This is a genomic window from Winogradskya consettensis (assembly GCF_018332715.1).
In the GTDB taxonomy this organism is placed as follows: domain Bacteria; phylum Actinomycetota; class Actinomycetes; order Mycobacteriales; family Micromonosporaceae; genus Actinoplanes; species Actinoplanes consettensis.
The window spans coordinates 42,586-56,616 of sequence record NZ_BOQP01000056.1; the positions used below are offsets into that span (position 1 = coordinate 42,586).

The window sequence follows — 14,031 nt, forward strand, 5'->3', positions numbered from 1 at the left end:
CGAACGACCCGTCGCGGGGTACTGAGCAGGGGAGCACCGAAGGGAGGCGGCGGATGATGCGACGGGGAAGTCCCGACGAGGAGCTGATGACCGCCCTCTACACCGAGCACTACGGGATCCTGCTCAACTTCATCACCCGCTACGTGCACGACCGGCACCGCGCCGAGGACCTCGTCCAGGAGACCCTGTTGCGGGCCTGGCGGCACATCGACCACCTCGACCCGCACCCCGGACGGACCCGTTCCTACCTGCTCACCATCGCCCGCAACGTCGTGACCAACAACTGGCGGGCCGAGCAGCGCCGCCCGCGCCTGGTGACCGATGACATGGCGGTCGAGTCGGCGCCGACCGGGGACAACGTCGACCAGATGGTCGAGGGCTGGCTCGTGGCCGAGGCGCTGGAGCGGCTCTCCGACGATCACCGCGCGGTCGTGCAGGCCATGTACTACGACGGTCAGAGCGTCGCCGACGCCGCCCGGCAGCTGTCGGTGCCCGAGGGCACGGTCAAGTCGCGGGCCTACTATGCGGTTCGCGCGTTGCGGCAGGCGTTCGAGGAGATGGGGGTGCTGCGATGAGCACCGACCATGATGAGCTGCGCCGGCTGCTCGGCGGTTACCTGCTCGGCGGTCTCGACGACGCGGACACCGACCGGCTCGACGCGCACCTGCTGACCTGCGACGAGTGCCGGGCCGAGCTCGATCGGCTGGCGCCCGTGCCCGAGCTGCTGCGCACGTTTCCGCAGGCCCCGCCCGTCGCTGTCGCGCCCGGAGCGCGGCCCAGCCCGGCCCGGGTGGAGAGCCTGCTCGGCCGGATGCGTGCCGAGAAGACCCGCGAACGGCGCCGTTCGACGGCCCGCAGGCTCGCCGTCGCGGCGGCGGTGTTGCTGGTCGCCGCGATTGCCGGTGGTCTTGTGATCACCAGGGACGAACCGAAGACCACGCCCCAGGTGGCCCCGAGCCAGCCGCAGGTGACTGCCGCGTTCGAGGCCGCGGACGGCAGCGGGCTCACCGGCGAGGCGGTGCTGACCGGCAAGACGTGGGGTGTGTCGGTCGACCTGATCGTGCAGAAGCTCGCCGGCGACGGCCCGTTCGTGTGCCAGGTGCGCAACGGCGACGGGCGGATCGAGCAGGCGGCGATGTGGGGGCCGACCCCGAGCGGTAACGCCAAGGTCACCGGCGCGAGCTCGATTCAGCTGCGCAACGTCACCGACATCGCTGTCAGCGACTCCGCAGGTCATCTGCTCGGCACGGCGCATCTGAATTAGCAGGGAACCCCGTGCCCTGCCCAGGCGTGTACGGGGCATGAAAGTGGCGCTCGAAGCCGAGAGACCCGTGCAGCACGACAATTTTGAGGCGTTCTACCGGGCCAACGTCGACCGGGTGCATCGTGCGCTCGCGGTGACGTTGCGCAACGACGATCTGGCGCGCGAGGCCGTCGACGAGGCGATGGCTCGCGCGTACGCCAACTGGGCCAAGGTCAGCGGCATGGAGAGCCCCGCCGGCTGGGTCTTCCGGGTCGGCCTGAACTGGGCTACGTCCTGGTGGCGCAAGGTACGCCGGGAGCGTCCGCCGGGCCCGGAGGACTCCTCGGTGCCGGCCGGTGACGAGTCGTCGGTGGTGGCCCGCGAAGCACTCGCGGCGTTGCCGTTGCCGCAGCGGGCGGTCGTGACGTGCCGCATCCTGCTCGATCTGTCGACCGCCGAGACGGCGCTGGCGCTCGGGCTCAACGAGGGAACCGTGAAGAGCCGGTTGTCCCGTGGCCTGTCCGCCCTGCGGTCCGCGCTCAGCGAGAAGGAATGACCATGGACCAGATTCCGAACGACCTGAACACGCTGGTCCGGGACGTCGCGCACGATGCCCCCGGATATACCGGCAGCCTCGACGAGGTCTACCGCCGTTACCGCCGCCGGCGCCGCGGCAAAGCAGCCGTTGGTGGCGTGCTGGCTCTACTCCTGATGGCGGGGTTGGGCCTGACGATCGACCGCCGCCCGCAAGAGACGCCGCCGCCAGCCCAGCCGGCTGCCTCTCAAAATACGAAACGTGCCCAGGGGATCGTGGTGCACGGCGACCCCCGGCTGAAGGGCGGCGTGAAGATCACCGGCACGTTCTGGGACGTGTGGCCGGACCAGGTGGTGGCATCGTTCGACATCCACGGCGTGACGTGGGACGGAGCTGTCGCGCTGCCCGGCGGCCGGGTCGTCGCGGTGGAGCGAGGGGCCGGCGGCCACACCTGGAGCCTCGTCGAGGTCGACCGCTCAGGGACGACGCTGCTGCGCCGTGAACTCCCGGCGAGCAAGGGCGAACCGATGAGCCTGCTGACCGCGGACGAGTCGACGGCGTACGTGTGGCATAAGAGGTCGCTCGTCGCCCACGATCTGGCCACCGGGACCGAGCGCCCCGTGCTCGAGATCGGCACCGGGCCGATCCAGGCGGTGGATTACGCCGACGGCCGGCTGGCGGTGGTGGGGATGAGCGCGGACTGCCAGCTCAACCTCGGTAGCGGGAAGCCCATCGAGGCGCTGGCGGCGGCCATGCCGCCCGAGCTGAGATGCGGCTCGGTGACGGATCTGCGGTTGTCCCCGGACGGGAAGGCGATCGCGGTCGCCTACCGGCGAATGGACCGCGATGAGCAGCGGGTCGCGCTGCTGAACCTGCCCGCGGCCGAGGTCCTGGCCGATCAGCAGGTCACGGCGACGTCAGCGGACCAGATCCGGCTGGCCTGGCAGGACAACCGGACTCTGAACGGCGTCGTGGTCCCGGCGGGGACGTGGTTCAGCGTGAAGTACTAGGGCCGTAGAGCTTGTCGCGCTGCGCCTGCGGCAGGGAACAGGCCGCGGTGCCGCCCGGCAGGAGGTGGCGGTGGTCGGCGACCCAGTGGTACGCCGGCCACGTCAGCCACCCCACCGGCTTGAGCTGCAGCGCGCGGCCCGGCAGCTCCCACATGCGGCCGGCGTCGCGCAGCAGCAGGGCGATCGCGTCGGGGCCGGCGGCGACCGTGCCGTCCTCGCCGACCCACTGGACCGCGGTCTCGACCTGTTCGAGGGTCAGGCCGAGGGCGTCGAGATCGGCGAACTGCCACGGGATCACCCGCGCCCGCGACGGGATGCGGCGCTCGATGAACTCAGCGCACGAGGTGCAGAACGAGCAGTCGCCGTCATAGACGAACGTGTTACCGGCCATACCCCCATGATGTCAGGTGCGGCGGCGGAGCTTGACCAGGTAGGTCTGGGCGACGACGACCACGGCGAGGAACGCTCCGCTGATGACCTGCTGGTAGCTGCTGGGGACGTTGCCGACCTGGTTGATCATGTTCTGGATCACGCCGAGCAGCAGGACACCCGCGATCGTGCCGGCGATGGTGCCCGCGCCACCCGTGAGCAGCGTGCCACCGATCACCACGGCGGCGATCGCGTCGAGTTCCATACCGGTGCCGAGGACGGTGACGCCCGAGCCGAGCTTCGCGGCGTTGATCGCGCCGGCCAGCCCCGCGAGCAGGCCGGACATGACATAAACGGTGACTTTGGTGCGGCGTACGGCCACGCCCATCAGGCTAGCCGCGTCTTCGCTGCCGCCCACGGCGTACACGGATCGGCCGAATCTGGTCCGGGACAGCAGGACCATGCCCAGCACGAAGACGACGGCGACCAGCCAGACCGGGTAGCCGATGCCCAGGAACGATCCGGTGCCGAAGCTGCGGAATCCGTCGTTGCCGACGAGATACGTGGTCGAACCCTCGTTACTGAGCGCACGCATCAGGCCCCGAGCGCCGAGCAGAGCGGCCAGGGTCACGATGAACGGCGCCATTCTCGTGTACGCGATGAGCACCCCGTTCACGACTCCCACCAGCCCGCACAGCGCCAGCGGGACCAGCAGGGCGGGCAGGAAACCCCACTTCGACGCGTACGCCGAAACGACCCCACCCAGCACGTAGAGTGACCCGACCGACAGGTCGATCCCACCGGTGATGATCACGAACGTCATCCCGAGCGCGATGAGCGCGGGCGGCGCGGCCGCGATCAGGATGGTCCCCGCGTTGTCGTAACCGCGGAAGTTCGGGAACGCCGCCGCCGCGATGATCACGACGACGACCAGCACGGCGAGCGCACCCTGGCGTTGCACCAGGTCGACGATCCGGTCGGAGCGCTCGCTCCTGCGCACGTCGTTCTCGACCGGAGCAACCAGTGTGGTCACCGGGATTTCCTCTCTCGGGCGGCGTACACGGCGACGAGGATGATCACGGCCTGGACCATCTCGGTGGTGGACGGCTGCAGGTTGTGCTTGATCATCGTGGCGATGACGAGCTGCATGAGCAGGGCGCCCGCGACCGTGCCGAGCACCCGCACCTTGCCGCCGGTGAGCGGGGTGCCGCCGACGACCACCGCGGTGATCGCGGAGAGCTCGATCAGCAGGCCCACGGACGAGGCGTCGCTGGACTGGATGCGGGCCACGGCGAGCAGCCCCGCGATCGAGGCGAGCACCGCGCAGAGGACATAAACGCCGATCAACACCCTTTTCACGGGTACGCCCGCCAGCTCGGTCGCCGCCCTGTTCCCCCCGACGGCGAGCAGCCGCCGGCCGAACACCGTGCGCCGGACCACGAACGCGACCACCAGCACGAGCAGCGCGGCGATCCACACCAGCATCGGCAGCCCGAGGAAGTCCCCGGAACCGAGGAAGATCAGGTCGTCGTTGCGGACGTCCTTGAGCTGGCCGTGCGAGATGACCAGGGCGAGCCCGCGACCGCCGACGAAGAGCGCGAGCGTTGCCACGATGGGCTGCAACCCGACCCGGGCCACGAGTACGCCGTTGATCAGGCCGACCACCACCCCGGCGATCAGCGAGACCAGGATCGCCGCGATCACGCCGTACCCGAGATAGAGCGGGATGAGGGCCGCCGCGAGTGCCATGACCGAGCCGACCGACAGGTCGATGCCCTCGGTGCCGATCACCAATGCCATGCCGAGCGCGACGATCACGATCGGGGCGACCTGCACGAGCTGGATCCGCAGGTTGCTCCACGCGAGAAAGTTGGGGGTGAACGCGACGTTGTAGAGCACCAGCAGCACGATCGCGGCGTACACGCCGTACTTCGGCAGCCAGGCCCGATCGAAGGTGGGCCGCCGGACCAGAGCCTCAGTTGTCATGGGGTTCCTCCGATGAGACCGCTGCCGCCGCGATCGTTTCCAGCAGGGCTTCCGTGGTGACGTTCGTGCCGGTCAGCTCGCCGACGACCGCGCCGTCGCGCAGCACCACCACCCGGTCCGCGCCCTCGACCAGCTCCTCCGCGTCGGAGGAGACCAGCACGACACCGAGCCCGTCCGCCGCGAGCTCGTCGATGAGTGCCTGCACCTCGGCCTTCGCGCCGACGTCGATGCCGCGGGTCGGCTCGTCGAGCAGCAGCACCCGGGGCTGGGTGGCGAGCAGCCGGGCGAGCAGCACCTTCTGCTGGTTGCCGCCGGAGAGGTCACCGACGCGCTGGTCCGGCCCGGACGCCTTGATCCGCAGCCGGGTCATGTACGTGTCGACGATCTTGTCGATCTTGCGGTCCGAGACCAGGCCGAGGCGGGCCATCCGGGGGAGCACGGCGAGCGCGATGTTCTCGCGGATCGACAGGCCCGCGACGATGCCCTCCGCCTTGCGGTCCTCGGGTTGCACGGCGATACCGGCCTGGACCGCGCGCACGGGTGTCGGGTTCTTGAGTGTCTTGCCGCCGACCTCGATCTCACCGGCGTCCACGGGGTACGCGCCGCCGATCGCCTTGATCGTCTCGCTGCGGCCCGCGCCGAGGAGTCCGCCCAGGCCGACGACCTCGCCCGGGCGTACGGCGAAGCTGATGTCGTGCAGTCGATGCCGGCTGCTCAACCCGGTGACCTTCAGGACCGGGGGTGCGTCGGCCGCGCCGGTGTGGTCGCCGGCGAAACCGGTGAAGCCCTCTCTGCGTACGGCGGACATGTCCCGCCCGAGCATCAGCGACACGAGCCTGATCCGTTCGAGCTCGGCGAGCCTGCCGGTGTGCACGACCTTGCCGTCGCGCAGGATCGTGACCGCGTCGCAGATCTGGTAGAGCTCGTCGAGGCGGTGGCTCACGTAGACGATGCCGATGCCCCGGGCGTGCAGGTCGCGGATGACACCGAACAGCGTCTCCACCTCGCGAGGCTCCAGCGACGACGTGGGCTCGTCCATGATGACGACCTTGGCGTCGACCATTACCGCGCGGGCCAGCGCGACCATCTGCTGCGCGCCGAGCGCCATCGTGCCGAGGGGGCGGCGTACGTCGGTGGTGACGCCGTAACGAACGAGGATCTCGCTCGCCTCGCGGACCATCCGCTTCTCGTCGACCAGCCCGAACGCGCTGCGGGGCTCGCGACCCAGGAACAGGTTGTGCGCGACGCTCATCAGCGGGACGAGGTTGACCTCCTGATAGATCGTGGAGATCCCGGCGCGCTGCGCGTCCATCGGCGTCGCGAAGCGGGCCGGCTCGTCGCGGTAGCGCAGCTCGCCGCCGTCCGGCTGATAGACCCCGGTCAGTAGCTTGATCAAGGTGGACTTGCCGGCGCCGTTCTCGCCGACCAGGGCGTGCACCTCGCCGGGCTGCAGCGCGAAGGTAACCCCGTCGAGTGCGCGCACCCCGGGGAAAACTTTGTTGACGTCGGTGACCTCGAGTAGTGGCATGTTCCCCCCATCGCGGTGCGGGCCGAGCGGATGACCGCTCGACCCGCCGTTCTGCTCACCCCAGTGGGGCGGCGTTGTTCCAGGTGGCGTCGGCGGTGAAGCTGCCCGGGTTGTCCCAGGCGTTGCCGCCGCCGTTCGTGGCGATGTAGACGGCCTCGGCGTAGTGGCGCCAGTAGTAGCCGGGGTAGTTGAACGACTCCAGCGACACGTTGCCGCTGCCGCCGTTCAGGGCCGGCTGTGCGCAGAATGTCGCATCCTGTTGGAACGTGGCCGTTCCGTCGTTCGACGCCTTCTGCACCCGGTACGCGGCGTGCCGCAGGAACTGACCGGGATAGTTCACCGACTCGAACGAGAAGCAGCTCGAATCCGCGAGGCCGGTCCGCACGGTGAACGTGGCATCCGCGCGGTCGGTCGCCGCGCTCGCCGAGCTGATCACGTCCGTCCGTGCCAGCCCCTCACGATGCCGCAGGTAGCGCGTGTCGTACCCGGCGGTGGTGACCCGGAACGACCGGTTCTGCCCGACGGTCAGGTCAGCGCCGCTCTTCCACAACGGCGGGGACACCGCCCAGGTCGCGTCGTTCGTGAACGAGCCGCCGGTGTTGGCGTCCATCCACACCTCGTCGCTGCGGTGCCGCATGAAGTAGCCGGCCATGTTGTACGCCTCGAGCGAGGTGCCGCCGCCACTCAGTCCGGGCCGTGCGCAGAAGGTCGCGTCGGCGTTGTACGTGCTCCCGCCGTCGTTCGCTTCCTTGTAGACGCGGTACGCCCGGTGCCGCAGATACTGACCCGGGAAGTTGCGCGACTCGAACGAGTAGCACGTGGCGCTGGCGAGACCCGGCCGAACGTAGAAGCTCGCGTCCTGGCGGTCGGCCGTGGCGCTGCTCGCACTGATCACGTCGGTGCGCGCTGCCCCGTCGCGGTGGCGCAGGTAGCGGTCGGTGTAACCGGGTGTGGTGACGCGCAGGCTCGCCAGCTTGTTCGTCGACAACGTGGTGCCGTTGGCCGCGCCGAGAACCCGCAGGTTCACCTCGCGGACGCGGGCGAAGTCCATCTTCTGCACCTGGCGGTCGTACGTGTAGAAGCCGTTGAGCTCCTCCTCCACGTCCGTCGGTTCGGTGTAGACGCTCCCGGACAGCCCGTTGCCGTTGATCAGGTCGATCAGCTTGCTGGTGATCTGCACGTAACGGCTGGTCAGCGATGCGTTGTCGGGGAGCCACTCGTAGGCGAACTTGCCCGCGGTCGGCCACTCGTGACCGGGGACGCGCAGGCCGAGACCGCCGTACTCGCCGTTGACCGCGATCCGGGTCGCCGTCGGCTGGCGGGTGATGCCGGGGCCGACGTACATGTGGTCGTCGATCACGTCGCCGTTGCCCGGGTCCGGGTCGGAGTCGCAGCAGTTCGAGCCCGAGTTGTGGTTGACCAGGCGGGTCGGGTCGTAGCTCTTCACCAGGTCGGCGATGCGCCCGGCGTCGTACTCGCCCCAGCCCTCGTTGAACGGCACCCACTGCACGATCGACGTGATGCCCTTGTGCTCGTCGATCAGCTCCTTGAGCTCCTTCTCGTAGCGGGTCCGCCCCACGGCTGATGGTTCCTTGCCGCTGGCCAGCGCGGGCATGTCCTGCCAGACCATCAGGCCGAGCCGGTCCGCCCAGTAGAACCAACGGTCGCTCTCCACCTTGATGTGCTTGCGGACCATGTTGAAGCCCAGCGCCTTCTGCTGCTCCAGGTCGAAGCGCAGCGCGGTGTCGGTCGGCGCGGTCGAGATGCCGTCCGGCCAGTAGCCCTGGTCGAGGGTGCCGAGCTGGTAGACGAACTTGCCGTTCAGCGTGGGGCGCAGCACCCCGCCGAGCACCGCCTTGCCGACCGAGCGCATCCCGAAGTAGCCGCCGACCGTGTCACCCGTCGCGAGCGTGACCTTCACGTCGTACAGGAAAGGATCGTCGGGGGTCCAAAGATGGGCATTCGGCACGGGTACGCGCAACGAGCTGCCCACCGTGCCGGTCGCCGTGCCCACCACTGTGCCGCCGCTGAGCACCTGAGCCGTGACCGCCTGCCCGCTCGCGTTGGCGGCCTGGACGACCAGGTCGAGCCCGCCCGCCGCGACGTTCGGGGTGGTGTCCAGCCGGGTGATCCGCGCCGGGTTGGTCGGCTCCAGCCAGACGGTCTGCCAGATGCCGGAGTACGGCGTGTACCAGATGCCGCCGCGGTTCACGCGCTGCTTGCCGACCGGGATGTCCTGGGTGTCGGTGGGGTCCCAGACGCCGACGATGATCTCGTTCGACCCGGCCCGCAGCGCGGTGGTGATGTCGTAGGAGAACTTGTCGTAGCCACCCTCGTGCGTGCCGAGCAAAGTGCCGTTCACCCAGACCTTGGACTGCCAGTCCACGGCTCCGAAGTTGAGCTGCACGTTCCTGCCCGACCAGCCGGCCGGGACGGTGAACGTCCTGCGGTAGTAGGAGAAGTCCTGCCGGCGCATGATGCCGGACAGCGCGCTCTCGATCGGGTACGGGACGAGGATCTCCTCGCCGAGGTTGGTGTTCACCGGCGGGGTGTTGATGTTCGAGGAGCCCGCGAACTGCCAGGTGCCGTTGAGGCTCTGCCAGTCGGTGCGGGTGAGCTGCGGGCGGGGGTATTCCGGCAGCGGGTTGGTGGTGGAGACCTGGCTGGTCCAGGGCGTCGTCAGCGGCGGCGGCTTGGGGGCTGCCGTTGCCGGGCTGGTCGACGCCACCAGGGCGCCGATGGTGGAGGTGAGGACCGCGATGAGCGCGGCGGGGATCCGGCGCATGCGTCTGCTCTTTCTAGTAGGCGCTGCCGAGGTCCGTCTTGGCGGAGGCCTCGTCGTATTCGCGGTCGGCGATGATGATGTCCTCGGGGATGGGCTCGCCGTTGAAGAACTTGGTGGCGGTCTCGAACGCGAGCGGGCCGAAGCGCGGGTTGCTCTCGATCACCGCGGAGATCCAGCCGTCGACGATGCCCTGGACGGCACCCTTCGTACCGTCGATGGACACGATCTTGACGTCGCCCTTGGCCTTGCCGGCGCCCTTGAGCGCGACCTCGGCACCGAGCGCCATCTCGTCGTTCTCGGCGTAGATCCCGTTGATGTCCGAGTTGGACTGCAGCAGCTGCTCGGTGACCTTCTGGCCCTCCTCGCGGGAGAACTGCCCGGTCTGCTCGAACGAGATCTTGATCTCCGGGGCGACCTTGGCGATCTGGTCCTTGAAGCCCTTGGTCCGCAGCGTGGTGACGTTGTTGCCGGGGGCGCCGAGCAGGATCGCGACCGAACCCTTGTTGCCCAGGGCCGCCGCCATCTTGTCCGCCGCGCGCTGACCCTGCTTCTCGAAGTCCGACCCGATGAAGGTCAGGTAGTCGGTGCAGGAGTCGGCGTTGATCTTCCGGTCGATGGTGATGATCGGGATCTTCTTGGCCGACGCCTTGGCGAAGACCGAGTCCCAGCCGTCGGAGTTCAGCGGGGCGATGACCAGCAGCTGGACGCCCGAGTCGATCATCTGCTCGACGTCACTGATCTGCTTGTTGAACTGGGAGTTCGCGTTGGTGGCCTGCAGGTTGGCCGCCGGGATGCCGAGCTTGGCGGCCTCGTCCTTGATGGACTGGGTCTCGGCGATCCGGAACGGGTTCGCCTCCTTCTCCGACTGGGAGAAGCCGATCTTCGCGGTCTTCAGGTCGATCTTCGTGCCGCCGAACTGGTCGAGGGTGCACGACTTGGCGCCGGGGGCGGCGGACTCGGCGACCTGCGCGCCGGCGGATGCGTTGCCACCGGAGGTGGACGGGGTGTCGCTGTCCTCCGACTTCGCGCAGGCGCTGACGAGCAGGAGGGTGGCTCCAAGGGTGATGACGGCGGGTCGAATCCGAGAAAGCGCTCTCACAGGGGTGCTCCTTAGCGCGGGAATATCGGTAAGTAACTATCCCGAAACACATTCACGCACTAACGAACTTTTCCTGTCAAGGACTAACCACAACCGAACGTTCCTGCTCAGAGCCAAAAAGGATCGATCAAGATCATGATTGGACGAACGCTGCGGACTGCAACAGCAGCGCGAGAGCGCGATGTTCGTCGGCGGCGTCCGGCGTGGGCAGTGCCGTGCCGGCGGCCCGCACGTGGGTGAGCAGGGCGGGATCGGGGGCCAGCCCGTACGTCCGCACGTAGTACGTCACCGACTCGGTCCACAGCCAGCGCCCATCGGTGCGGTAGGTCATCGGGACCACGGCTCCCCGGGACGGCTCGACGACATCGGGCAGGGCCGAGCCGGTACCGAACACCGGTGCGCCGGCGTCCAGCCACGTCACGACCTGCCCCCGGTCGGCGCCGGTGAGCAGCTCGTGGCCGGGTTCGAAGCGGGCGCCCCGATCGTCCACGACGTCGAAGACCTTGGCGACCCGGATCGGGTGCGGCTCGGCGGCCGTCCACAACAGGGCGCCGGCGTTGCGGGCCGCGCGTACGTCCACTGTGGGCTTCTCGCCGGTGCGGTAGACCCGCATCCCTGGCACGGCCTGCCCGTCAGCAGTCTCGAGCACGAAGACCCGCTCCGGTTCGGGGGCGCCCAGCCACCAGGCCCGCCACAGAGCGACCGCACCCGGGAGTTCGCGCGCGACCCGGACCGCGGCGACGTCGGCGTCGTCGCCCGGCTCCCGTCCGGTCAGGTCGAGCAGCGGGGGCACCGCCTGGCCGAACGTGCGCGGATTGGGCAGCGAGGGAACGAACGTCACGAGGGCACCAGGGGCTTCCGGGGTCGGGTACGGGGCACCGGCGGACAACCCCGCCCGGCGGCATGCGTAGCTGTTACTCGTCGTCGACGACCGTGCCGGCGCCGACTCGTTGCAGGGCGGCGAGTGCCCGGTGCACGGCGACCGCGTCGGCCTGCCACAGCAGATAACCGGTCTCGCGCAGGTGCTCGAGCAGGGCCGGGTCGCCGAGGACGCCCTGGTCCGCGAGCCGGTCGGCGATCGCGTCGGGCCAGACCCAGCGGCCGTCCGTACGCACCCCCGGGGTCATCAGCGTCGCTTCCCGAAGGTATTCCAGAGCCGCGGCCCGCTCGTCCCCGTCGAGCGGCGCCGAGCCTGGTCCTTCGAGCTCGGCGAACCGGATCTCCGGCGTCGGGTACGGGGCCCAGATCAGGGCCGATCCCGCCCGGGCCGCCCACTGGTAGGCGGGCAGGGGCATGTCACCGCGGTACACCTCGACCTGCGACGTCAGGTCGCCCGCGTCGATCAGTGCCTGCCGGGCGGCGGCGGCCACCCCGGGCAGTTCCTCGGGGGCGACGTCGCTCTCCACCACGTAGATCCGGGTGAACGAGTCGTCGCGGACCCGCCAGCCCCGCCACACCCCGCTGGTCTCGCTGGGGTCGAGCGCTTCCAGGACGATGTCGTCGTACACGTCGGTCTGGTCGTCGTCGCCCGAGACGTCGAGCAGGGGCGGGACGAAACCCTGGTACATCTCGAGTGCATCCGGTGGCACGGGGATGAACGGCGTGGCCGGTGTCGGGTCGGCCGGGCCGTCGACCGGTGCCGGCAGCGCTGTCCCGGCCGGGAGGACCGCGGCCAGCACGGCGATCTCGTCAGCGGTCATGTCGAACGCGTCGACGAGCGCGGCGGCGCACATCTCGAACCTGCCGTCGGCCAGCGTGAACCGCAGATCCGCCACGGTGTCGTCGGGGAGCCGGCCGGCCGCGCGCAGCAGCAGCAGGTGCAGCTGGGCGGCTACGGGTGCGTCGATCACAGCGATCCCTCCGGGGTGGTCACGAACTCACCGGCCAGGCGAGCGGGGACCGGGCTGTTCGGGTTGACCAGGACGTCGGCGCCGTCCGGCAGCAGCGCGCGGAGCTCGGCGGCGTCGACCAGGCGCCAGTCCGGCGACGCGATCCGCAGCCGGTGGGGCTCGCTGGTGGCGACCACGACGCACCTGACACCGTCGTCCGCCCGCAGGATCAGCGGCCGCCCGTCGCCGTTCAGCGCGATCTCCATGGTCGAGTCGCGCAGCACGGTCAGCAGGTCGTCGATCTCGGCGTCGCCGGCGAGCGCGACCCGGATCAGGGCCTCGATCGGATCCGTGGGCGAATTGTCGTCCACCGGCCGATAGTCAGGGTTGCTGCGGAACGGTCCGAGCGTGCCGTCGTCGCGCCGCGGCCACAGGCCGATCACCGCGTCGACCGGCGGGTCGTCGTCGCTGTCCGGCAGCCAGCCCGGGTCGATGAGCAGGAGATGCTCGTCCACGGCGGCGTCAGTCATGCCTGGCATTCGACCACGGGCCGCCGCCCGGCCGGGAACGCCGTCGCCGGTCATGCCCCATCGCCCGGGCGTTCTTACCCGACTAACGCCGCCAGCGCGCGATGCTCGGTGACCGCGTCGACCACGGGCGGCCGGTAGCTCAGTGACCGGATGTGCGCGAGCAGGTCCTCGTCCGGGCTGAGCGCATACGTCCGGAGATAGTAGGGAACCGCGTCGGTCCAGATCCAGGTCCCGTCGGTCCGGAAGCTCGCCGGGACGACCGGCCCGGCGCCGTCGTCGAAGATGTCCGGCTCCTGGGCCGTGGTAGCCAGCAGGACCGTGCCGGCGTCCAGGTAGGCGAGCACCCGGTCGAGCTCGTCGCCCGCGCCGATCAGCGGGTGCTCGGCGGTGAACTGGCCACCGAGCACCGGGTCGTAGGAGTCGAACACCCGGGCGATCGTCATCGGCGCGCCCTTGCCGGCCGTCCACAGCAGCGCGGACCGACCCCGTGCGAGCCGCTGGTAGCCGGGCAGGTCGGCGCCGGGGCTGAACACCTCGGCCTGCGGGTCCTCGACACCGGCTGCGGCGAGGGCCTGCTGCAGCCACGCGGCCACGCCCGGTAGTCCCGCGGCGTCGCCGTCCGACTCCAGCAGGTAGACCCGGACCGGACCGGCGGCGATCCGATCGGGCTGCGGCGACCGCCAGGCCCGCCAGAGGGCGATCGCGCCCGGCACCTGATCGAGCGCCGCGAGGACCGCCCGGTCGATCGCGTCCAGATCCTGGCTGTTCGTCAGGTCTAGGACCATGGGGAGCGGTTCGTCGCGGTTCGGCAGCAGCGGTGCGAACTCGAACGCGGGGTGGGCACCGGGCTCCAGCGCGGGCACGGCAGTGGCCAGCGCCGCGACCTCGGGCACGTCGGGAAGCGTCAGCACGAGCAGCTCGGCGTCCTCCGCGCGGATCGGCAGCCGCCCGGAGACGACCGCGCCGAGCAGCGACCGGGCTACCTCGGAGACCCGGCCCTCGGCGAGCCGCCCCCGGGCGTCGCTGATCAGGTCGTCGGGCGCCCAGCCCGCGAGCCGCAGCAGCAACTCGTGGTACCGCGGGATCAGCCGGTCGTCGGGCTGGCTCATCGGGGTCT

Annotated in this window: 14 protein-coding genes; 4 read left to right on the forward strand and 10 right to left on the reverse strand. The window is 69.9% G+C overall.

The window, feature by feature from the left end; translation table 11 throughout:
* The first annotated feature begins 53 nt into the window (after positions 1 to 53).
* From Aco04nite_RS43325 to Aco04nite_RS43340, 4 genes are read left to right on the forward strand one after another with little or no spacing between them, the layout of a single operon-like run.
* Entirely contained in the window at positions 54 to 575 is a 522-nt protein-coding gene (locus tag Aco04nite_RS43325) for a sigma-70 family RNA polymerase sigma factor (protein WP_213003005.1), read from the forward strand.
* Positions 572 to 1,264, forward strand: coding sequence for a zf-HC2 domain-containing protein (locus Aco04nite_RS43330; protein WP_213003006.1), 693 nt, complete (start codon positions 572 to 574; stop codon positions 1,262 to 1,264). Before Aco04nite_RS43325 ends, Aco04nite_RS43330 begins: the two co-directional genes overlap by 4 nt.
* Positions 1,265 to 1,301: 37 nt before the next feature.
* Positions 1,302 to 1,799 carry an RNA polymerase sigma factor gene (locus Aco04nite_RS43335; protein WP_213003007.1) on the forward strand — a complete coding sequence of 166 codons (498 nt, stop codon included), beginning with the start codon at positions 1,302 to 1,304 and terminating at the stop codon, positions 1,797 to 1,799.
* Between the two features lie 2 nt (positions 1,800 to 1,801).
* Positions 1,802 to 2,788: a WD40 repeat domain-containing protein gene (locus Aco04nite_RS43340; protein ID WP_213003008.1), complete on the forward strand. Its 987-nt coding sequence runs from the start codon at positions 1,802 to 1,804 to the stop codon at positions 2,786 to 2,788.
* On the opposite strand, the gene Aco04nite_RS43345 is transcribed toward Aco04nite_RS43340, so the two are convergent.
* From Aco04nite_RS43345 to Aco04nite_RS43385, 10 genes are all read right to left on the reverse strand, one after another.
* Positions 2,772 to 3,179 carry a thiol-disulfide oxidoreductase DCC family protein gene (locus Aco04nite_RS43345; RefSeq protein ID WP_213003009.1) on the reverse strand — a complete coding sequence of 136 codons (408 nt, stop codon included), beginning with the start codon at positions 3,177 to 3,179 and terminating at the stop codon, positions 2,772 to 2,774. The genes Aco04nite_RS43340 and Aco04nite_RS43345 overlap by 17 nt on opposite strands.
* A gap of 12 nt (positions 3,180 to 3,191) precedes the next feature.
* On the reverse strand, positions 3,192 to 4,190 hold the full coding sequence (locus tag Aco04nite_RS43350) for an ABC transporter permease (protein ID WP_244876721.1): 999 nt from the start codon (positions 4,188 to 4,190) through the stop codon (positions 3,192 to 3,194).
* The gene (locus Aco04nite_RS43355) at positions 4,187 to 5,143 is read right to left on the reverse strand and encodes an ABC transporter permease (protein ID WP_213003010.1); all 957 of its coding nucleotides are present in this window, start codon (positions 5,141 to 5,143) and stop codon (positions 4,187 to 4,189) included. The genes Aco04nite_RS43350 and Aco04nite_RS43355 overlap by 4 nt, the downstream gene beginning before the upstream one ends.
* Positions 5,133 to 6,671: a sugar ABC transporter ATP-binding protein gene (locus tag Aco04nite_RS43360; RefSeq protein ID WP_213003011.1), complete on the reverse strand. Its 1,539-nt coding sequence runs from the start codon at positions 6,669 to 6,671 to the stop codon at positions 5,133 to 5,135. Before Aco04nite_RS43360 ends, Aco04nite_RS43355 begins: the two co-directional genes overlap by 11 nt.
* A 55-nt stretch (positions 6,672 to 6,726) precedes the next feature.
* Positions 6,727 to 9,456: an AbfB domain-containing protein gene (locus Aco04nite_RS43365; protein ID WP_213003012.1), complete on the reverse strand. Its 2,730-nt coding sequence runs from the start codon at positions 9,454 to 9,456 to the stop codon at positions 6,727 to 6,729.
* A 13-nt stretch (positions 9,457 to 9,469) separates the two neighbouring features.
* On the reverse strand, positions 9,470 to 10,555 hold the full coding sequence (locus Aco04nite_RS43370) for an ABC transporter substrate-binding protein (RefSeq protein WP_213003013.1): 1,086 nt from the start codon (positions 10,553 to 10,555) through the stop codon (positions 9,470 to 9,472).
* Between the two features lie 133 nt (positions 10,556 to 10,688).
* Positions 10,689 to 11,444 carry a hypothetical protein gene (locus Aco04nite_RS43375; RefSeq protein WP_438874997.1) on the reverse strand — a complete coding sequence of 252 codons (756 nt, stop codon included), beginning with the start codon at positions 11,442 to 11,444 and terminating at the stop codon, positions 10,689 to 10,691.
* Between the two features lie 25 nt (positions 11,445 to 11,469).
* Positions 11,470 to 12,405 carry a hypothetical protein gene (locus tag Aco04nite_RS49365; RefSeq protein ID WP_244876723.1) on the reverse strand — a complete coding sequence of 312 codons (936 nt, stop codon included), beginning with the start codon at positions 12,403 to 12,405 and terminating at the stop codon, positions 11,470 to 11,472.
* Positions 12,402 to 12,914, reverse strand: coding sequence for a type VII secretion system-associated protein (locus tag Aco04nite_RS43380; protein WP_244876724.1), 513 nt, complete (start codon positions 12,912 to 12,914; stop codon positions 12,402 to 12,404). The genes Aco04nite_RS49365 and Aco04nite_RS43380 overlap by 4 nt, the downstream gene beginning before the upstream one ends.
* Before the next feature lie 74 nt (positions 12,915 to 12,988).
* Positions 12,989 to 14,023: a hypothetical protein gene (locus tag Aco04nite_RS43385; RefSeq protein ID WP_213003015.1), complete on the reverse strand. Its 1,035-nt coding sequence runs from the start codon at positions 14,021 to 14,023 to the stop codon at positions 12,989 to 12,991.
* Positions 14,024 to 14,031: the final 8 nt, after the last annotated feature.

What these genes read in the sequence shown, in the direction of transcription:
- Aco04nite_RS43355 (WP_213003010.1), bottom strand. Translation starts at nt 5,143, where the DNA reads ATGACAACTGAGGCTCTGGTCCGGCGGCCCACCTTCGATCGGGCCTGG.
- Aco04nite_RS43340 (WP_213003008.1), top strand. Translation starts at nt 1,802, where the DNA reads ATGGACCAGATTCCGAACGACCTGAACACGCTGGTCCGGGACGTCGCG.
- Aco04nite_RS43380 (WP_244876724.1), bottom strand. Translation starts at nt 12,914, where the DNA reads ATGACTGACGCCGCCGTGGACGAGCATCTCCTGCTCATCGACCCGGGC.
- Aco04nite_RS43385 (WP_213003015.1), bottom strand. Translation starts at nt 14,023, where the DNA reads ATGAGCCAGCCCGACGACCGGCTGATCCCGCGGTACCACGAGTTGCTG.
- Aco04nite_RS43335 (WP_213003007.1), top strand. Translation starts at nt 1,302, where the DNA reads ATGAAAGTGGCGCTCGAAGCCGAGAGACCCGTGCAGCACGACAATTTT.
- Aco04nite_RS43330 (WP_213003006.1), top strand. Translation starts at nt 572, where the DNA reads ATGAGCACCGACCATGATGAGCTGCGCCGGCTGCTCGGCGGTTACCTG.
- Aco04nite_RS43345 (WP_213003009.1), bottom strand. Translation starts at nt 3,179, where the DNA reads ATGGCCGGTAACACGTTCGTCTATGACGGCGACTGCTCGTTCTGCACC.
- Aco04nite_RS43325 (WP_213003005.1), top strand. Translation starts at nt 54, where the DNA reads ATGATGCGACGGGGAAGTCCCGACGAGGAGCTGATGACCGCCCTCTAC.
- Aco04nite_RS43365 (WP_213003012.1), bottom strand. Translation starts at nt 9,456, where the DNA reads ATGCGCCGGATCCCCGCCGCGCTCATCGCGGTCCTCACCTCCACCATC.
- Aco04nite_RS43360 (WP_213003011.1), bottom strand. Translation starts at nt 6,671, where the DNA reads ATGCCACTACTCGAGGTCACCGACGTCAACAAAGTTTTCCCCGGGGTG.